This window comes from Asaia sp. HumB, assembly GCF_030263835.1.
Taxonomy (GTDB): domain Bacteria; phylum Pseudomonadota; class Alphaproteobacteria; order Acetobacterales; family Acetobacteraceae; genus Asaia; species Asaia bogorensis.
In genome coordinates this window covers 2,171,700-2,191,880 of the sequence record NZ_JARPML010000002.1, presented here as the reverse complement: position 1 = coordinate 2,191,880, position 20,181 = coordinate 2,171,700, and the positions used below count along the sequence as shown (strand labels likewise).

General features: G+C 57.6%; 12 protein-coding genes. 5 read left to right on the top strand and 7 right to left on the bottom strand.

The annotated features are described in order from the left end of the window. Positions 1-163 precede the first annotated feature (163 nt). Positions 164-1,633, top strand: a complete 1,470-nt coding sequence (locus P5689_RS10920) for a carbohydrate porin (RefSeq protein WP_081866847.1) — start codon at positions 164-166, stop codon at positions 1,631-1,633. 66 nt (positions 1,634-1,699) lie between these two features. On the opposite strand, the gene P5689_RS10915 is transcribed toward P5689_RS10920, so the two are convergent. From P5689_RS10915 to P5689_RS10885, 7 genes are all read right to left on the bottom strand, one after another. After that, positions 1,700-2,923, bottom strand: coding sequence for a glycosyltransferase (locus P5689_RS10915; RefSeq protein ID WP_031241028.1), 1,224 nt, complete (start codon positions 2,921-2,923; stop codon positions 1,700-1,702). Between the two features lie 164 nt (positions 2,924-3,087). Then, on the bottom strand, positions 3,088-3,996 hold the full coding sequence (locus P5689_RS10910; RefSeq protein WP_285533170.1) for a hypothetical protein: 909 nt from the start codon (positions 3,994-3,996) through the stop codon (positions 3,088-3,090). A gap of 114 nt (positions 3,997-4,110) precedes the next feature. Beyond that, complete coding sequence (locus P5689_RS10905; protein ID WP_285533169.1) at positions 4,111-7,050, bottom strand: glycosyltransferase; 2,940 nt, start codon at positions 7,048-7,050, stop codon at positions 4,111-4,113. Continuing rightward, positions 7,043-8,800: a tetratricopeptide repeat protein gene (locus P5689_RS10900; RefSeq protein WP_023979109.1), complete on the bottom strand. Its 1,758-nt coding sequence runs from the start codon at positions 8,798-8,800 to the stop codon at positions 7,043-7,045. Before P5689_RS10900 ends, P5689_RS10905 begins: the two co-directional genes overlap by 8 nt. Positions 8,801-8,830: 30 nt before the next feature. Further along, positions 8,831-10,285 (bottom strand): HlyD family type I secretion periplasmic adaptor subunit, encoded by a 1,455-nt coding sequence (locus tag P5689_RS10895; RefSeq protein WP_023979110.1) that lies wholly within the window; start codon positions 10,283-10,285, stop codon positions 8,831-8,833. A gap of 3 nt (positions 10,286-10,288) precedes the next feature. Then, a complete protein-coding gene (locus P5689_RS10890; protein ID WP_081866848.1) occupies positions 10,289-12,451 on the bottom strand; it encodes a peptidase domain-containing ABC transporter in 2,163 nt (720 codons plus the stop codon). Positions 12,452-12,723: 272 nt separating this feature from the next. Then, positions 12,724-13,089, bottom strand: a complete 366-nt coding sequence (locus P5689_RS10885) for a hypothetical protein (RefSeq protein ID WP_285533168.1) — start codon at positions 13,087-13,089, stop codon at positions 12,724-12,726. 266 nt (positions 13,090-13,355) lie between these two features. Here P5689_RS10885 and metH point away from each other — a divergent pair, with 266 nt between their 5' ends. From metH to P5689_RS10865, 4 genes are all read left to right on the top strand, one after another. Continuing rightward, positions 13,356-16,856: a methionine synthase gene (gene metH / locus P5689_RS10880; protein WP_408868544.1), complete on the top strand. Its 3,501-nt coding sequence runs from the start codon at positions 13,356-13,358 to the stop codon at positions 16,854-16,856. A 147-nt stretch (positions 16,857-17,003) separates the two neighbouring features. Continuing rightward, on the top strand, positions 17,004-17,756 hold the full coding sequence (locus P5689_RS10875; protein ID WP_285533167.1) for a YdcF family protein: 753 nt from the start codon (positions 17,004-17,006) through the stop codon (positions 17,754-17,756). A 263-nt stretch (positions 17,757-18,019) separates the two neighbouring features. Further along, a complete protein-coding gene (locus P5689_RS10870) occupies positions 18,020-18,859 on the top strand; it encodes an FkbM family methyltransferase (RefSeq protein WP_285533166.1) in 840 nt (279 codons plus the stop codon). Positions 18,860-18,933: 74 nt separating this feature from the next. Further along, positions 18,934-20,181, top strand: coding sequence for a hypothetical protein (locus P5689_RS10865; protein WP_285533165.1), 1,248 nt, complete (start codon positions 18,934-18,936; stop codon positions 20,179-20,181).

The window sequence follows — 20,181 nt, the reverse complement described above, 5'->3', positions numbered from 1 at the left end:
GGTTTTTTATATCACAGCGCTGTGAGCCTAATCCGGCTTTCTGCCCCATTGCCAAATCTAAATTAGATGTAATAAAAGGGTCATGTTGGGATAAGGAATGAAATACCTCATCCCGGAAAGTCACGGAACCTCGCGTTTTTCATCCGACTGGCGGATTGCCCTCATGTCTCTTCCCCGTATCTCCCCTAAGGCGCTGGGTGTCGTCACCACAGCTCTCGCTACCCTTGCTGCCATGCCGTCGGCCCAGGCGCAGTCGCCTCTGGCTGGGGGTGCGCCCAACGGCACAGGCCTTGCACCTTCGGTGCGTGTCTCGAGCCCGATCGGCACAGTCAATTTCCAGAATTCATCCGTCCCGCCCCTGCCCCATCCGGAAGCCATTTTCGATGATCCATGGGGATGGAACACCTGGCTGCGCCAGCATGGCGTCGCGATCCTTCTGGATACGACCAACGAATTCGCGGGTGCCATCACGAGCCCGACCAAAGGCCTGGGCCTGAGACAGGGCAGCAGCAATGCCGGTCAGTATGGCTTTGAAAACGATATCGACTGGGAAAAGCTTGCCGGTATTCGCGGCTTCTCGACCCACGCCGTGTTCGTCGGACGTTACGGTATTCCTGCCAGCCGCATGTTTGGTGACAACCTGAACCCCAGCCAGGAAATCTATGGTGGTGGCGGCAACGTGGTCGTTCACCTTGTCTATATCTACGGTGAAGAAACGCTGTTCAATGGTCACCTCGACATTGCCGCCGGTCGTATTCCGCTGCTGACCGACTTCTCGTCGAACCCGCTGTACTGCAACTTCATGAATAATGCCTTCTGCGGTAACCCGAAGGCCTCTTCTGACAATACCAGCCATTCATCCTACCCGGATTCGAACTGGGCAGCGCGTGTCCGTGTTCGTCCGTCGCAGTACACCTATCTGCAGGCCGGCGTTTACTTCAACACGATGGGCATCTACGGCGTGCAGCAGATGCGCACGGGCTTCAAGTGGAACGGCGCGGATATCAACGGCGAGGCCGCACCGGTCGAGTTCGGCTGGGAGCCGATCTTCGGCAAGGACAAGCTGCCTGGTCACTACAAGCTTGGTGGTATTGTCGATACGGCACCCCACCCGGACGTATTGTACGATATCAACGACAATTACTGGGCTGTGACGGGCCAGGCCCGCAAGGTTCACAACAACTCGTGGTCTGCCTATGCTCTGGCCGATCAGATGATCATGCGTCACAAGGGCAATGGTCCCGATGCCGGCATCACCCTGCTCGGCGTGTTCTACAACAACTCGCCTGTAACCCAGACGCGTGAACGTCAATACTCGATCGGCGTGCTCGATCGTGGTTTCTGGAAGTCCCGTCCGCTGGACGCCTGGGGTGTGAACTTCAGCTACATCCAGGTCTCCAAGAAGGTCAAAACCGCTCAGGAAATCCAGCAGAGCCTGGGTTATCAGACCCTGCTTAACGGCTCGTTCTTCCCGCAGACCAACGGGATGGTCATCGAAGCGATGTATCAGATCCGCGTCTGGCGCGGCATCACCTTCGCTCCTGATTTCCAGTACTTCATCCGTCCGGGTGCCCAGCAGGGCCTGAAGGATGCAGCAACACTCGGCTTCAAGTCGCACATCGAAATCTTCTGATCCTCACACGCCCCTGCCTCGCAGGGGCCTCGATCAACCTGCGCTATACACGCCCTTATTGCCTTTTCATCCCACGATGGAGGCGATAAGGGCGTCGTAGTTTTCGAGATAGCCCTGAAGCGACAGCTCGGCTTCCGCATGTCGACGGGCTGCCCGGCGCAAGCGGGCCGCCAGCTTTCGGTCCTCAAGAATTTCGAGGATAGACTCCGCAATGCGATCGGGTTCGAGAAACGGGGTCAGCAGCCCTGTCCGTCTATCCGTAATGAACTCTTCCACCGGAGCCGTCTGGCTTCCCACGATGGCGCACCCCGTTGCCATGGCCTCACGCAAGGACCATGAGGCGACGAAGGGATAGGTCAGATAGACATGCGCATCAGAGCGTCGCAGCGTAAGCCTGAACGTGTCGTAATCGACCTTGCCCAGAAAATGCACCCGATCGGTGTCGATGCGTCCCGCCACTTCCTTCAGGAAGATATCGCGCCAGCTTCCCGCATCTGAAGGAGGCGGCGCACCATAGCTTGTCCCGTCGCCACCGATCAGGACGATCCGTGTGTCGGGGCGTTCATCGAGAATACGCGGCAGAGCCCGCATGAAGCTATGGATCCCGCGATAGGGCTCAAGGTTGCGCGCCACAAAAGTCACAAACTTGTCCCCGGGGCGGATCACCTGGTCGCCGATAACGACATCGCTTTTGAACACCGCTTGATCTGGCGCACAGAGATCGAGATTGACCCCTTCGCGCAACAGGTTGATGCGGCTATGCGCCCAGTCGGGATACGTTCCTTTCTGAAACAGCGTGGGGGTCTGACCATGCTGGTTCAGGTTCAGGGCAAGGAGATTGATGGCGTTCTTGACCCGGACATTGGGCGCCAGATCGGGCCGGGGTGGAAATTCCGGATCAAAATCAACGTCATTCTTGTCAGTATGATAGAAGAACTCGAAATAGCCGAGAATGGGCGTCGAGGGATAAACATCGACCAGGTTGAGCAGTTCGCCCCAGCCATGATGCCCGATAATGATATCAGGGGTGTATCCAAGACCCTTGAGTGTCTGCGCTGCCCTTGCAACGGCTTCCGCTCGGCTCAGCCCCATCTCAAGTTCGCGTAGCGAAGGATGGGTATGAGGCGATACCACACGTTCCTGACGATAGAGAACGCGCCTGACCCCCGGCAGATATCCTTCATTGGCCTCGGAGATGAAAACGATCTCGTGGCCTCCCCGCTCATGAAGATGCCTGACCAGATGAAGAAACTGACCCGGGAAATTCTGGTGCACGAACAGGAAACGCAAGACGACAGAGCCTTCTGGCTGGCAGGGACACAGGGAACAGCAGGGCAGCATTCGCGCGCATCGATGCGGGACGCCGTTTCAGCCATTCGTCAGATCTGAGAGTGACAGGAAATCACAGCAAAAAAACAGCCCCGATACCGACCGGTACCGGGGCTGGCCCAAACTCAGGCGTCGCTCGTCTTGCGACGCGAGGCGGGCTTTTTAGCAGGTTTGGCGGCTCGCTCTTCCTTGGCAGCAGGGGCCACCGCACCGTTACGGGGCAGGATTTCAAGATGGAATGCCTCGAGCGGTGCAAGAGACTCGGCTTCCAGCGTTACGCCACCCGCGACCGGCCCGATGCGCGTGCCATCCGTGAAGGTCGCGCTGATCGCGATATCGAATTTTTCCTCGGCACCGTTCTTGAGACGTACGCATAGACCCAGAATCGGCAGGGCCATGCCACGCGATCCGCAATATTGACCGGCCTCGGCCCAGGGGGAGAGCCAACCCTTACCAAGAACAGCCTGATACTCGATATCTTCAGGTGCAACGAGAGATTGCGGCGCAATGCCGAAACCCTCAATCCAGTTCTGGCTGCCCGGCTCACCCATCCAATCCCCGATCTGGGCCAGTACGTCGCCACGACGCTGCACATGGGCGGCAAGCTCAGGCTTGAAATCAGGGGTGCTCGCAGCAGCAGGTGCAGGCTGGGCAGCGGGCGCGGCGGCCGCCGGATCGCCCGAGAGACGCGCCACCTGGATGCCAGGGGCAGGCAGCGAGCTGTCAGGCGCCTGGTATGTCGTCACCATAACCTGAGCAGGACCACGCGCGACACGAACAAGCGCCGCACCGGCACCTGCGCCGTGGCTGCTGCTGATCACACCATCATCTTCGAAGGTTTTGATCGTCACAATGCCGTTGGGCATGTTCGGCGCCTGCGTGACGGTCACCGCGGGATAGCCATTAACGCTCTGGACCGCGTATTCCGGCGGCAGGAACACACAAAAAAGACCGGCGTCAAAGGTCATCAGAGAAGCGTGAACCTTGAGCTGAACAACCTGCTCCGTCCCTGAAGAACTCGCGGAATTAGACATCTATATCGACCCATCTTTGATTTAGGTGTGCATTTGGGAATTTTGCACAATGTGGCTACAGAACTCTCCAAAGGAATAATCGGATGTATAGCACTACATACTACTCAGTAAAAGCTATATCATTTGATGTGAAAAGTGTAGCAACACATTACTCAATAGGGACACAGGCATACCGAGCGGCACCACAGACCCCCTGCCCTCACGCTGTATTCGCTCCGATTGCGCGCCAAGGTCGAAACTTACGGCGCGTAGCCGGGCATTCCAAAGATTGGAGAGCGCGAAACACCAGGTTTCCGGCCATATGGAGGGAATGAGGCCCAGATCGCAGTCAAACGACTCGATAACGCTGACAGCCTCGTCTTCGCGATACTCACCGGATATCTGGACATGACCCGTTGCCATGAGACGGTCATCGTCGATGGTATAACCCGCGATAATATAATCGAGAGGCAGATTACGCTTTGCCGCATCCTCGGCCAGTTGCAGCACAATATCATAGCCCTTCTCCCGGCCGATCGCGCCAGGCACGCAGATACGCCGCCTCCCGCCATCCAGCGCGCGAGCGGGCTTTAAAGGCGGATATTTACCGGCCTCCAGTGGTTCGAGCGTAACGTCCAGCCCGGCAAAATGCCGCCTGAAGCGTCTCTGCAGATCGAGCGATCCGGCCACAACCTTGTTGGCCTGCCGCAGACTCTGCTCGGATTGCGCCACGAGTTCCGCCACTGAGAGGCGCTCGTCAATCAGCGAGCCCTGCTGCGCTACGCACGCTTCGCATCCGGCCAGAGCAGGCTCTCCACAATAATGGTCATTCGGACCAACCAGGCAGATACGCGGGCAGAACCAGATATAATCGTGCAGGACGACATCCCATTTCATGCCCAGCGCACCCGCAAGATCATGCATGACCGGCGCGTGACCGAGCAGATGGTGCCATTCGATACGATCAGCCTTCATGCGGCGCAGGATCGAGACGAAATCCAGCCATTCCTGCGGTAAATCAAAAACGAGATTGACCGTATCCCCGCCGCAATCCTCAATGCGACACCCCCGTTCGTGGGGACGCAGGATCAGAACCTGCTCCTTCCTCGCCTCTGCCTGCTGACGCCGGTGACTGATCACCCGCTCAACCCCTCCGCCGGAATCATGCGTTACCATGATCAGACAGGACGTCGCCGATTTGCGCCTTGCGATCATCCGCACAAGCCCGGCATTGCGTCGTATCAGACGCAGGGGGTCTTCAGCGATGAACACAGCGACCTGCTCATCATAACCAGGATGCAGCATGTTGAGCATGCGCAGATTGCGTTCCAGAAGCAGGCTGCGTGTCCGACCGAACGAGACCGAGCCCACATGCCTGACAAAAAGATCCGTTGCTGCCACATGACGCCACCCGAGGGCTGAAGCACGGCAACAGAAATCATTCTCCTCACCGTAGCCCTGCGCGAAGATATCGACATTCAGCAGCCCGGTTTCCTCGAGACAATCCCCGCGTATTGCCATGCAGAATCCGTTACCGGTCGGCAGATCGATAAGCGCAGTTTTTGGAAGAGAGGCAAACACCTTGTCCAGCGACAGGGCTGTACGCCGATCCGGCACAGGGTTCGGCCGCGCTACACAGGGATAGGACAGGATGCTCGCATCGTTGGAGAAAGGGGTAACCGTGCCAACACGATCTGCGCGATCAAGCCATGCCCGCAGACGGGCAGCTCCCCCCTTGGGCAGCAGGGCGTCACTATTGAGCAGGATCACGTCGCGCCCTTGTGCGCAGGCCAGCCCGGCATTGGCGCTGGCCGTGAAGCCACGATTCTCTTCCTGAATGATAAGTGTTATCGCGCCCTTTGCAGCAAATTCTGCGAGCATGCTGCGCAAAGCTGGCTCAGGAGAGCAATCATCGACGACCAGGCATTCCAGATCGTCGCTCTTGTCGGTCAGCACAGCCTCTATACAGCGTCGGGTCAGATCATGATCGCGATAGGCGGGTATGACCGCGAGGCATCCCGGCACACGGCGTCCCATTGGAGGATGGCGCGGCCGGTTGGCAACGACGACTTCATCCTCAGGCGCCTGAAAGGCTAGCGTCGTACCAGCATGATCGAGAAGCGCCATCACCGCAGGCGCGAGCGGACTACCCGTCAGGGATTGACCGTAACGATCGCGCAGGTGAACCACCCCCTTAGGCAAGGTGTCGAGCGCAAGTGCGAAATGGCGTGGCCGTGCGAGCGGTTTTTCAAGCAATGTCGCCTGCTCGAGCTGCGACGCCGTGAGATCGAAATGGCTGTCGCCGGCCTCGACGATGACATGGGGCGTGAAATCGGGATCTGCCGGATACCAGATCCAACCGTCCAGCGCATGGCGACGCACTGACACAAAACCCTGCATATGGCGTATGGCCGTCAAATCGATCGGAGCGCCATAAAGCAGCTTGCCGCCGCACTCCGCGCTCAACAACGACGCCTTCATCCACCTCTCGGGCAGAACAAAGGGAAGCGCGACATCAGTGGCAACGATCTCACCATCGAGGCTGATCGTAACCGGCCCCTGCGCTTCGCCGCGCATGACCCCCTCATTGCTCGTCGCGCACCAGCCAGGGCAGCCCGACCGGGCAGCAAAATGCCGCGTCCAGGGCAGCACCTCATCGGCGGGGGCATAATGCGCCAACATACGGCCGAAGATACCGACGGCTTCATCCATGCGGCCGAGATGAGACAAGGCGATGGCCTGGCCCACCAGCGCCTTGCGCATGACAAAGCGCTTGGCGATCCACGCGAAACGCGTGACCGCCTCTTCCCACCGAGAGGCCGAAAGCAGCGCCATGCCATAGGCAAAGATCACATTAGGATCATGATGCGCCATGCGGGCTGCGCGCCCGAGCCAATAAAGAGCCGCCTGTGCGTCGCCGTTATTCGAAGCATCCGTGCCGCGGCGATAAGCATCCTGCGCCCGGGCGTCGTGCCACCTTTGCCAGTCGGCCCGGTCTTTGGCTGTCACCACATGGCCATAGCCCGACTGGACCGGAGGTGGCCGGCGGGTTGAGGGCTTGCGCCCTTCAGCCATGTCTACCCAGACGGCGTTCGAGCTTCGCAAGTTCTACCGCAGCATCATTCACGCCCTGAGCCTGGGCACGCTCAAGCCATATACGGGCCTCTACCGGATTGACCTCACCAGCAAGACCCCGCTTCAGATAACGGCCCAACATCAGTTGACCAAGCGCATGGCCACGTTCGGCCGCGCACCTGAACCAGCGCTGCGCCTCGCGGCGGTCAACCGCGACATCGTGGCCGCCACCCAGCATGGCACCGGCAGAGAACATGGCATCGACATATCCCTGCTCGGCAGCCTGTCGATACAGAGCAAGCGCGCGCTGATGATCTTTCCCCTCAGGCGCCCGACCCGAAACCAGGATCTGCGCGAGCAGAGTCATGGCTTCAGACATGCGCGCCTGCGCAGCCCGATCAAGCCATCGCAAGGCGAGATCCATGTCATGCGGGACACCCCGCCCCTCCAGATACATGCGCCCCAGCCAGTATTGCGCATTCACAACGCCATCGGCTGCACGCTGCATCCAGTATGCAGCCTGAGTGTCATCGCGGTCGATCCCGACCCCCTCGGCGTAGCATACGCCGAGATTGAACGCGCCCACGAGGTCGCCCTTCTCGGCCGCCTGAAGGAAGCGTTTGCGCATGGCGTCACGGTCCTGCTCGGAACCAACACCGGTCAGTGCAAGATTGCCAAGATCGGCATCGGCCACCCGGTCGCCGCACTCGGCAGAGACACGAAACCACTTTGCAGCTTCATCCGGGTCCCGCTGCACCCCTGTGCCAGTCAGATAGAGCAGCCCCAGCCCTCGTGCAGCAGCCCCATGACCCAGTTCGGCAGCAATCTGGTACCAGGTTGCTGCCTCCAGATAATTCGGGGCCATTTCCTCACCCCGAATATGCAGATCGCCCAAAAGCGCCGCAGCTTCGGCGTCCCCCCCCATCGCAGCGCGGCGAAGCCAGGTCTCCGCCCGGTCCAGCCTGCGTCGAACGCCCTTGCCTTGCAGAAGATAGAGCGCATAGCGCGTTTGTGCCTGAGCGACACCGCGTTCAGCAGCCTTTTCGAAATAGCCGGCGGCTGCGGTGAAGTCAGCCTCCTGCCCGATGCCTTGCTCGTTGATCCAGGCAAGGAAATAAAAAGCCGTCGCAAGCCCTGCCTGAGCGGCGAGTTTGAGCTCGGCGGTGCCTCGTGCCAGATCATTGTCTGCGGTCGGGTTGGTATGAAGAGCCATACCCAGACCAAGATGCCCCTGGGCCGAACCCGCAGCCGCAGCTTTTTCATACCACTCCCGCGCCTGTGCAGGATCGCGCAGATCTTCGGGGCCGTTTGTCAGTATATAGCCAAGTAGCGCCTGAGCATCGGGCTGGCCCTCATTGGCTGCCAGACGGCTCCAATGCGCCGCCTGATGAAAGTCAGGAATCCGTTTGCGTTCACGGTTGTCGATCAGGATTGCCGGGCGGTTTTCGTCAAAACCTTCGGGAAAGCCCATGAGATAGAGTGTGCCCAGCATGAGCCGGGCCTGCACATGACCGTCTTGGGCAGCCTTGCGCATCCATTTCGTGCCATCCTCAAGACTGGGGGGGGTTCCCCAGCCCTCCAGATACGCCTTGCCAATGCGATACTGTGCCTCGACGCTCCCCTGCGTCGCGAGCGGGCCGAGCAGAGCAAAACCCTGAACGGCGTTTTCGCCAGACTCGATCTGGGTGATCGCATAATTGAGTCGCGCATCACGCGAGACCATTGATGCGAGACGTGATTTTAAAGCCACCCTGCTCTCCTCTGGAGAAATCGTCTTCGGTTAGTTTGGCTCGCGCAAGCCGGTCGACACGGCGGGGATAACCCTGCTGAACATATATTGAAGCAGCGTGCGCTTACCGACCTGGATATCTGCCGAAACCGACATACCCGGCGTAGGATGGAAGAAGCTTGGAACACCGTGCAGTGTATAGCGGTCGATACGCAATCGAACGCGATAGAACCCACTCTCGGAAGGATCTGCATCCCCGGAGGGGGCCTGTCCGGTCGCAGCGCTCTTGGCGTCGGCCGCTGTGAATGCGTCGGCACTGATCAGACGAACCGTACCCTCAGCGCCACCATACTGCGTATAGGGGAAGGTCGAGAACTTCAGCAAGGCATGGTCACCGAGCTTTACGAAACCGGCGTCATTTCCTTTGAGAACCGCCTCAACTTCAAGCGCAGCTCCAGTTGGCACAATCGACATCAAAACCTGAGCAGGTGAGATCACCGAGCCAACCGATAGCTTCGCAATGTTCAACACTACGCCATCGTCAGGGGCTTTCAGTAGTACCAGTCTATTACGCATGGCGGCTTTGTCGTAATCGCCGATTGCTTCATCAAGGTGATGCTGCACTTCTGCAATCTGGGTGTAGACCTGCGCCTTCCAGTTCTGGATGTAACCGTCGCGTTCTGCCTGAATGGCAGCCAGCTTCGACTTCGTGGAGGCTGCAGCCTGTTGCGCCTCAATCTGCGCTCTCTCGGCTTCCATCAGCTCACTTTGCGCAGCAAGCGTCGACAATTTACTGCCCACCTGATCCGCCTGCAGGCGACGACGCATCTGCAGCACTTCATTCGCAACACGACCACGACTCTGATGCATGGCCGCGCTGGCAAGAGAGCCATTGATCTGGCTCTGCAAGGCTGCAATCTCCTGGTCAAACTGACTAACCTTAGCAGTGTATTCGGCCTTGCGCCGCGCATAGGATGCCGCCTCACGCGCAGCGTAGCTATCATTCAGGTCAGGAACATAGGTTGTACCATCAGCCTCGGCATGAAGCCGTGAGATGGTGGCATGATAAGAATCACGCTGCGCCTTGAGGTTGACGATATCTGCCTTGGTGATCGTAGGGTCAAGATGCGCGAGCACCTGACCCTTCTTCACATACTCACCCAGCTCGACATCAATCGATCGGATGATGGAGATCTCCATAGGCTGAATCACCAGATTATTGCTGACCGCAATCAGCTTACCGGGCGTGCTGACAACTTTATTAAGCGGAAATACCGCAGCAGCCACTAACCCCGAGAGGAACAATGCCCCGACGAGCCATATGATGTAGCGTGCTGACGCTGTAGGCGGCAAATTGACAAGAGCCGCACTCGGGGAGTGAAACTCCAGCAGCGCCAGAGGCAGCCCCTGGGGAGAGAACGGATCATCAGCCGCCCGCGGGACGTGCTGCTGGACTTCAGTGATTTCCTGGTTCCCGTCTTCGGGAACAATATCCTTATTGCTCATGGCTTATTCCTCATCCATCAGCATGGGATCATCATTCTGATCGGTGTTCTTGTTATGGGCGGAATGCTCGTGACGATTCTGCTGCATCCAAAGCATGCGATAGATCTCGCAGCGTTCAAGCAGCACACTATGGGGCGCCACATCGACCACCTTGCCCTTGTCCATGACACAGATCTGATGGCAATCGACCAGGGAGGACAGACGGTGGGAGACGATCACCATCGTACGGCCCTTGCCGATACGCTGCAGATTGGCATTCACCAGCGCTTCACTCTCAGGGTCGAGCGCCGAGGTGGCCTCATCAAGGATCATCAGTTTCGGGTCGCTGATCACGGCGCGTGCGATGGCCAGACGCTGCCTCTGACCACCCGAGATGTTGGTAGAACCTTCCTCGATCGGGGTGTCATAGCCGGCGGGCATGCGATCAATGAATTCCTCTGCCCCTGCCAGACGCGCGGCACGGATCACATCGTCCATTGTGTAGCCGGGACGTCCGGCGGTGATATTGTCACGCACTGTGCCACGGAACAGGAAGTTATCCTGCAGCACGACACCAAACGAGCGGCGCAAATGGCTGAGATTGATCTCGCGCAGTTCCACGCCATCGAGACGCAGATAACCTGTATAGCTTCGACTCACGCCTTGAAGCAGACGGGTAACGGTCGATTTACCCGAACCTGAGCGCCCGACAAGTCCCAGCATAGTGCCAGCAGGAATTTCAAAGTTGACGTTGTTAAGCGCCTTGATCGTGGTCCCTGGATAACTGAAATCAACCTGCGTAAAAGAGAGAGCGCCCTTGATCGGCGGACGCAGCCCGGATGTAAGGGCCTTGGTTTCAGTCGGCTGATTCAAGACCATACCCGCCTCATTGAGGGAGGTCATAACCTCATTCACATCTTCGAGAATTTTTGCCAGACCAACGAGCGGTGCCGCGACACGCCCACCAAGCATCATGAACGCCATCAGGGCGCCTGGCTGGATGCTACTCGATCCGGTCAGGATCAGATAAGCTCCTACCAGGATGATACCGCGGTTGATGAACATGTCGAGTGGCATGACGAGAGTAGTGGGCCAATTCTGCATACGCCCCGCAGCGAGCTTCCATCGAATGACTTCGGCCGTGGTTTCGTCCCACTTTTCGCGGCGCGTAGGCTCCAAGGCCAGCGTTTTGACTGTACGAATACCGGCCACCGTCTCATAGAGGATCGAGCTACGATCCATCTCGGCTCGGATCATCTTGTTATAGACGCGTGTCATCGGGCCGAGGAAAATCACGATGATAAGACCAATCAAGCCTGCGCACGCCACGGTCATCCAGGCAAGCGTCGAGCTCATCCAGAACAGGATCGGCAAGATTACAAATAGAGTAAACATATCCAGGAAGGTGGACATGAGCTTACCTGTCAGGAAGTCACGCACCCTGTAGATGGCCATATAGCGGCCCAGAATGCGTCCTGTTTGTTCACGCTCATAGAATTCGAGCGGCAAAGCCAGCAGACGATTGAACGCATGAAGCGAAATTCGCGTGTCTACTCGCGTACTCATGACGAGTGTGAGCTCGCGACGCCCATAGGTCAACAAGGTTTCATAGAAGCTAAGGATCAGCACAATTGCCGTGATCGATACCAAGGTCGACATCGAATGGTAATTCACCACACGATCAATGACCTGCATGACGATCATGGCCGGGAAAATCTGCAGAATTGCCAGCACCATCGAGGCGAAGAGAATATCACGGAGTGACTGCTTCTCACGCATCACGATGCGGACAAACCACATCAGATCGAAGGGCGCATCAGCCTCCGACAGGTCCCGACGACGCTTGACCAGCAGGATGTCACCTGTCCAGACTTGTGTCAGTCTGAGCTCATCCACTGCAACGGGAATGCTTCCCTCGTCACCCAATGGATCACGGAGCCAAACGATATTTTTTTCTGGATCAGCGCGCACCATAAGCGCGGCAGAGCCATCGCGAAACATCAGTACGATGGGCGGCGTGTTCTGCATGCGGACGAGATAGCGCCACTTGATGCGCATTCCCTTCGCCACGGCACCGTTTTCGTTCAACCATCGTGCCAACGCCGCTGGTGAGGGCGAGTCCTCACCCGGCTCAGCAGCGAAATCACGCATGTCGAGGTCCAGCCCATGGTACTTGGCTGCAGCCATGGCGGCGCGTAGTCGGATATAGACGGGATTCTGGTTTTCGCTGTCCGCAGCGACGCCATCACGATGCTTCACGAAGCTTCCTCTTGTGTTTCACTAAGCCGCTCAGACTTCAGGCTGCCCGAATAGCGCGAATACCCCTCCCCCTGTCGAGCGAGAATCTTCGATTTTTACCATAAGTCATAGAAATCACTGAACTTGGCGTGAGGTCTCTACATATTCTGTCAAAGTTACTATGTAAATTCCAAACCAACCGACCAAAAAATACATAGAATTTAAATTCGGTAACGTGATCTGACCATTGCATCTTGTTGCAGCAACTCCATCAGACCCGCCAAGCGACCCGCTCCGCAGATGATGACTACGAAGACAAAGTGCGCGGACGTCCCGCGTATCCTGTCGAGAAAGAGCTGATCGAGGGCAGAGGCAACAGGGCTGCGCCCGGCACAGCATGCGCAAAACCGGGCATGAACCCGCCCCGGCAATGCGTTTGCGGCGATGCGCCGATAGACTGCCCAGCCGCCAGGCCGCTCAGTATCAACGGCCAGGCAAGCACCTTCACCCTGAACCCGGACCAGTTCCTGCGGCATCGCATCGCGCTCACTCAGTATATAGAGAGGGATGCGTCCATCACCTGACATGGCTGTCTCTTCCTTTGCTGGGGCGGCCCGGCGACTATGAAGCCCCTTTCGAGTACGCCGAACAAGCTCCGAAGGGCTGCTCCTTGAGGCGCTAATCGGCCTCAGGCTCATTCTGTCTCCTCCCGTTTCGTCACGGCCGCATGAGGATCAAGCCTCGCATCATACTGGACAGACGCCGTAGCCTCTGAAAAAAGGCAGGCAGCCGTAGCGCCCAGTCGCAGCTGCGCCCCTGCCGCCCGACCCATACAGCGAGACTGACCGCCATCATGACACGTCCTCATCTTCTCGACGCCCTGCGTGACCATGTCCTGCTTTGCGACGGCGGGATGGGGTCACGCATCCAGATGCTCGATCTGGAAGTGGAACGCGATTACTGGGGGCAGGAAAACTGCACCGAGATCCTGACCCTCTCCCGGCCCGAACTGATCCGTGAAATTCACCGCGGGTATTTTGAAGTCGGCGCGGATATGGTCGAGACCAATACGTTCGGTGGCTCGATCGTCACCCTTGCCGAATTCGGCTTGCAGGACCGTGCCCGCGAGATCAACCGCCAATCGGCCGAGTTGGCGCGCGAGGCCGCCGAGACCTTCAGCGACGGGCGTCACCGTTATGTTGTGGGCTCCATCGGCCCAGGCACCAAGCTGCCCAGCCTCGCCAATATCGATTACGACACCCTAGAGGCCGGGATCATCGAACAATGCCGCGGCCTGATCGATGGCAGGGTCGATGCCTTCCTGATCGAGACCTGCCAGGACACGCTCCAGATCAAGGCCGCCGTCAACGCCGCCAAGGCAGCAAAGCGAGAACTGGGCTCGGATGCCCCGATTTTCGTGCAGGTGACGGTCGAGACCACTGGCACACTTCTTGTTGGCCCCGATATCGCCGCGGCAGCCACCACCATTCATGCGCTGGACGTGCCTCTTATCGGCATGAATTGCGCCACCGGCCCGCAGGAAATGGCGGAGCATGTGAAATGGCTGTCCGAGAACTGGCCCGGCCTGATTTCCATCCAGCCCAATGCAGGCCTTCCCGAACTGGTAAATGGCACGACGCATTACCCCCTTACCCCTGGTGAGATGGCAAGCTGGGTCGAGCGCTTCATTGTGGAAGACGGGCTCAATCTGGTGGGCGGATGCTGCGGCACCTCCACCCCGCATATCCAGGCGCTGGACGGGATGCTTCGCAAGCGCGTCGGGACCAGTCATCGCCCCGCCCCGGTCAAGCGCATCCATCACTGGGTGCCGTCTGTCGCAAGCCTCTATACCCAGACACCGCTGCGTCAGGAGAACTCCTATTTCTCCATTGGCGAACGCTGCAACGCCAATGGCTCCAAGAAGTGGCGTGAATTGCAGGAAGCAGGCGACTGGGATGGCTGCGTTGCCGTTGGGCGCGAGCAGGCCGCCGAGGGCTCCAATGCGCTCGATCTCTGCACCGCCTTTGTCGGACGCAACGAAATTGCCGAGATGAATGAGGTCGTCACGCGCTTCACGTCTTCGGTGAATGCGCCTCTGGTAATCGACTCAACCGAGACCCCGGTCATCGAGGCCGCGCTCAAGCTGCATGGCGGCAAACCCATCATCAACTCGATCAATTTCGAGGATGGCGAAGGCCATGCCCAGGACCGCATGATCCTGGCGCGCAAATTCGGCGCCGCGGTGATTGCGCTCACCATCGACGAAGTGGGCATGGCCAAGACGCCGGAAGACAAGCTGCGTATTGCCGAGCGTCTGGTCGATTTCGCCTGCACGAAGCACGGTCTGCCTCAATCCGATCTGATGATCGACCCGCTCACCTTCACCATTGCCACGGGCGTGGAAGACGATCGCAAGCTGGGTGTCTGGACGCTGGAAGGCATCCGGATGATCCGCGAGCGCTTCCCCGAGATCCAGATCATTCTGGGCCTGTCGAACATCTCCTTTGGCCTCAACCCGGCGGCGCGCGCCGTGCTGAACTCGGTCTTTCTTGATCATGCGGTGAGAGCCGGCATGACGGGCGCCATCGTGCATGTCAGCAAGATCCGCCCGCTGCATCTGATCGCCGCCGAGGAGGTGAAGGTCGCCGAGGATCTGATCTTCGACCGTCGCAGCGAGGACTACGATCCGCTCCAGAAGCTGCTGGAGCTCTTCGCGGGCCGAAAAGCTGCCGATGCCGTGCAGAAGCGTCGCGCCGAGACCCCGGCCGAACGTCTGAAGGATCGTATCGTCGATGGCGACCGCAAGGGCATCGAGGACGATCTCGCCGCGGCAATGGAAGAAATGCCACCGCTCGACATCATCAACACCGTGCTCCTGGATGGTATGAAAGTGGTGGGGGAGCTGTTCGGCGCGGGCAAGATGCAGCTTCCTTTCGTGCTGCAATCAGCCGAAACCATGAAGACCGCCGTGGCCTGGCTCGAACCCTATATGGAGCGTGTCGAAGGGCAGGCGCGTGGCACGATGGTCCTCGCCACCGTCAAGGGCGACGTCCACGATATCGGCAAGAATCTTGTCGATATCATCCTGACCAATAATGGCTATCGGGTCATCAATCTGGGCATCAAGGTGCCCCTGGCTGACATGATCACCGCAGCACGAGAGCATAACGCTCAGGCTATCGGCATGTCGGGCCTGCTCGTAAAATCCACCGTAATCATGCGCGAAAACCTAGAGGAGATGGCGCGTCAGGGTATCGATATTCCTGTCTTCCTCGGTGGCGCGGCACTGACGCGCAACTATGTGGAAGATGAATGTGCCCGCTCCTACGGGATCGAGACCGCAGGGCGCGTCGCCTATGCACGCGATGCCTTTGACGGGCTGTCGCTCATGGACAAGGTGGTGAACAACCAGTTTGACGACTACCTAAGCGCCATCCAGACTCGTCGGGCGGGCAAGCAGCGCAAGGTCGAGCGGGCGCCCGAGCTGGCCGAGACACGCGGCTTCGCGCCCATCGACAAGGAAGCGGCGCGCGCCCGTCGGGCCCGCGTAGCCGGAACGCAGCCTGTACCAGTGCCGCCTTTCTGGGGCGCCCGTGTGGTCGAGGCCGCACCCGCCGCTGTGCTGCCCTTCCTGAATGAACGCTCGCTCTATCAGTTCCAGTGGGGCTTCCGTAAGCAGGGACGCTCGCTTGACGAGTTCATGACCTACGCCAAGCAGGAGCTGCGCCCGGTGCTCAAGCGTATGCTGGCACTTTGTGCGGAAGAAGCCATTCTCAAGCCTCAGGCCATCTATGGTTACTGGAAGGCCGCGGGCGAAGGGAATGACCTCGTGCTCTTCCATGAAGATGGCGTGACCGAGGCCGCACGCTTCGCCCTTCCCCGCCAGCCCCGTGAAGATGGCGAGTGTATCGCTGACTTCGTGCGGGATATCGATGATGCCGAGCGCGACGTGGTGGGCCTTCAGGTCGTGACAGTGGGCCAGAAAGCGTCCGATCTGGCGCGGGAATGGTTCGAGGCCAATCGCTATCAGGACTACCTGTATCTGCACGGGCTTTCGGTCGAAATGGCCGAAGCCATGGCAGAATACACGCACAAGCGCATCCGTGCCGAACTCGGTTTTGCAGGTGAGGATGATCGCGACATGGAAAAGATGCTGGCGCAATCCTATCGCGGCTCACGCTACTCCTTCGGCTACCCGGCCTGCCCGCGTCTGGAAGATCAGGAACCCATTCTGAAGCTGCTCGATGCCGAGCGCATCGGGGTTTCGCTATCGGATGGCTATCAGCTTCACCCCGAGCAATCGACGTCTGCGCTCGTCATGCTCAACCCGCGGGCCAAGTATTTCACGGTCTGACCCGAGTGTGATGCCGCGTTTTCCCAAGCGCGAGAGCATACTTACCGGGAATTGAAATTGGCCCCGCATCTCTTCAGGAGCTGCGGCGCTACCCTGGCCGGCCACTCCCTTGACCGGTGAAGGGAGAGAGAAGGCGTTGGGACAGAGATGACACATCCGGATTTTTCCGCTTTAGAACAACCCGAGATCAGAGAAGCCGCCGATCGCATCGCTGGCTATCTGGCTCTGACAAGTGTCGATGATGCGCCAAACCGGATCGACCTCGTCTGTCTTGCGGGCAATGGCGTGCTTGCCTGTGTTGATCATGCCACGAGCCTGGCGCGCCAGCACGACTGCCTGTTGCTGATCACAGGTGGTATCGGGCATTCGACCCCGCCGCTTGTGGCGGCTCTTGCCTCGCGCCTCGACTGCGCGCCCTCTGCCCTCGCCGATCTTTCGGAAGCCGAATTGATCTCTCGCCTGATTGCAGCAGATTCCCTGATCGCACGTGACCAGATCATTCTGGAGACTCGCTCGACAAATACGGGCGAGAACGCGGCTTTTACACGCGAGGCACTCGACGAGCTTGGACTGAAGCCGCATCATATTGTTCTGGTTCAGGACCCGCTTTTGCAACGCCGCACAGATGCGACGTTCCACCATGTCTGGCGCGATCAACCGACCCTGTTCTTTTCGTCCCCGCCTTTCACGCCCCGCCTCGGAGAGGCGGTAACGTCAGAGTCCTGGACGGAGGAGCGCTATCTGTCCCTGCTTCTCGGGGAAATTCCCCGGCTACAGGATACGGCCACGGGTTATGGCCCTGCGGGGAGAGGATTTATCGGGCATATCGATGTGCCTGAGGCAGTTATAGAAGTGCATCATAAGCTAGACCGTGCCTTCCTCGATATGAGGCGTAGGTAGATTACCATGGTAAATGCCAAAAGCACCCTAATAGCATTCACATCCAAAAAGCTGGCCGGAGTTGAGCGTATGCGGGAATTATAGTCTATCTCATTTACGCTCGGAGCACGCCAAGGCAAAGCCTAGACATACCTAGACACTTACTGATAAACTTCGGAAAAGTTCCGTAACGCCATTCTTGGTGAGACCCAGGACGTAATCGCCAGGCGCATCTGGCAAAGTCGGTGGAGAGCTATCTCACTGATTGAAAGAGCATAGGCGAGATGAAACATCAGACGCTCTTCGAACAGCTTTGGTTTACCTGGCGTGTCAGACAAGGCCAAGACATCGCTAACTGCGGCGAGGACGAAATTCTGCCTCAGTGGGAAAGGGAGACCCTCGCAGGCGTCTTCTTGAACCTGCTCGATCGAGAACGAGACCTTGAGGAAACTCACAAAGATATCATCGATTTCTACCTATTCTGTAGAAATAATCTTGCACAAAGCAAGGCCCAGATCTACCAGGATCTTTGGGTACTCTTCATGACCAAAGAAAAAACCAGTGGATTCTTTGTGGAATTTGGAGCTTGCGACGGTATTTTCATGAGCAATACATGGCTCCTCGAAAAAAAATATAAGTGGAGTGGTATATTAGCGGAACCAAATCCTCATTGGGCTGATAGTCTTCTCTTAAATCGCGAAGCGCACATTGACCATTCTTGCGTCTATCGATCGACGGGAGATGTCGTTGAAATGCGATGCGTGACGCAGGCACCGGAATTATCACACGTGGCTGATATCGTACCTTCCGATATCCATCAGCGCGAAGGCAACCGTGAGAACATAACAGTCGAACAGGTCAACACTATCTCGTTGGAAGATCTGCTGCGAAAATACAACGCTCCTCATATCATTGATTATCTATCTATCGATACCGAGGGGTCTGAGCTTGAGATATTGCAAAGCTTCCGTTTCGATCGTTACGACGTGCGCTTGATATCTGTCGAACATGCGGGAGACGAGTCAAAGCGGGAGGCCATACGCGAAACTCTTGAATCTCGCGGATTTCAACGATGGTATCCTGAACTAACACGTTGGGATGACTGGTACATAAATATGCAGTGAGTTTGCCGCCATGAACGATACCTCAGACTAAAACATCAAACTCCCATATACGACACTTTAACTGGTGGCCCAAATTGGAAAACGAAATCAATCGCTTACGGCTAGAATTGGCCTCCATTCATGCTTCACGCAGTTGGAAATTTACCTCCATCCTTCGTACAATTACGAGAAGTGCCCTAGGCGATCGCGCCAGCCTCAGGCGCAAAGCTCTTAGAAAAATTTTGTTGAGAAACACTGCGCAGGCCCTGCCTGCGGGCCCTCACTTCACCGGTATGCCGCCCAGCCTAATTTCGACCGAATGCACAAATATCGAGACAGCAAACGTCAACACATGCGCACCTGAACGCTTGGAGAACGAGCGGAAGAGCTTTCTTGCCCCGACAGGGTGCCGTGAGTTTCTCGAACTCCAACTTGTAGACCCAGCAGCCAGCGACGCTGATAGCCTTCCGAAAGTCTTCGGCTTTCAACCCTTCCAAAGCTCTATTCCAAACGGGGCCTCTCGTGCCGAGTGGCTTAATGAGAATTATCAAGCCGCCGCGCTATGGTTTTCTAGCGTGATCGAGGGTATGGATGTTGTATCCTGCGACGTATTCGATACTGTCCTGTTGAGGCATAACAAATCCGAAGCCGAACGAAATCTCGATATATGCGAATATATCATCAACACTTTGAGTACCGGCCCCCTCTCTTCCCATGTGTCGCACATCGACCCTATGGCATTACTATTGATGCGCAACACGGCAATGAGCCGCTCTTACGGCAGCCGTAGGGCAGTCAAAGGATGTCGCGAAGGCTCCATACTCGAAGTCGTTGAGAACATGGCCCGAACCCTTGGCGGTGGCGATACACTAGCTGAAGCATTTCTGCATTGTGAACTAGAGTATGAGAGCAAGTTTTGCCTTGAGGCAAATCAACCATTGATTGAGACGTTGCGTCGATTCTGTGAAAGCGGCGGCCGGGTAATTCTGGTGAGTGATATGTATCTCCATAGGGATCATATCCACACATTGATGGAAAAAGTATCGCCCGGCTCAGTTAATTACGTCGACGAGATTTACAGCTCTGCTGACACGATACTGTCCAAACGTAGTGGACAACTCTTTCCCTACATCATCGGACGTAGCGGCATTTCGCCTTCGCGGACGCTTCATATAGGCGACTCTTTCTTTTCTGACGTCCAGAAAGCACGTGAGGCGGGGATCAATAGCCTGCATTTCCCTATAACGCGCAGTGAGACGATTATGCGCCAATTGTCGCTAAACACTGTCATCGATAGATTCGACAATATTGGCATTGATGCACGAGAGTGGGCGAAGATCTAA

Coding starts and splice junctions, on each gene's coding strand:
- P5689_RS10920 (WP_081866847.1), top strand. CDS start 164: ATGTCTCTTCCCCGTATCTCCCCTAAGGCGCTGGGTGTCGTCACCACA.
- P5689_RS10910 (WP_285533170.1), bottom strand. CDS start 3,996: ATGTCTAATTCCGCGAGTTCTTCAGGGACGGAGCAGGTTGTTCAGCTC.
- P5689_RS10905 (WP_285533169.1), bottom strand. CDS start 7,050: ATGGCTGAAGGGCGCAAGCCCTCAACCCGCCGGCCACCTCCGGTCCAG.
- P5689_RS10895 (WP_023979110.1), bottom strand. CDS start 10,285: ATGAGCAATAAGGATATTGTTCCCGAAGACGGGAACCAGGAAATCACT.
- P5689_RS10890 (WP_081866848.1), bottom strand. CDS start 12,451: ATGGCTGCAGCCAAGTACCATGGGCTGGACCTCGACATGCGTGATTTC.
- P5689_RS10885 (WP_285533168.1), bottom strand. CDS start 13,089: ATGTCAGGTGATGGACGCATCCCTCTCTATATACTGAGTGAGCGCGAT.
- metH (WP_408868544.1), top strand. CDS start 13,356: ATGACACGTCCTCATCTTCTCGACGCCCTGCGTGACCATGTCCTGCTT.
- P5689_RS10875 (WP_285533167.1), top strand. CDS start 17,004: ATGACACATCCGGATTTTTCCGCTTTAGAACAACCCGAGATCAGAGAA.
- P5689_RS10870 (WP_285533166.1), top strand. CDS start 18,020: ATGAAACATCAGACGCTCTTCGAACAGCTTTGGTTTACCTGGCGTGTC.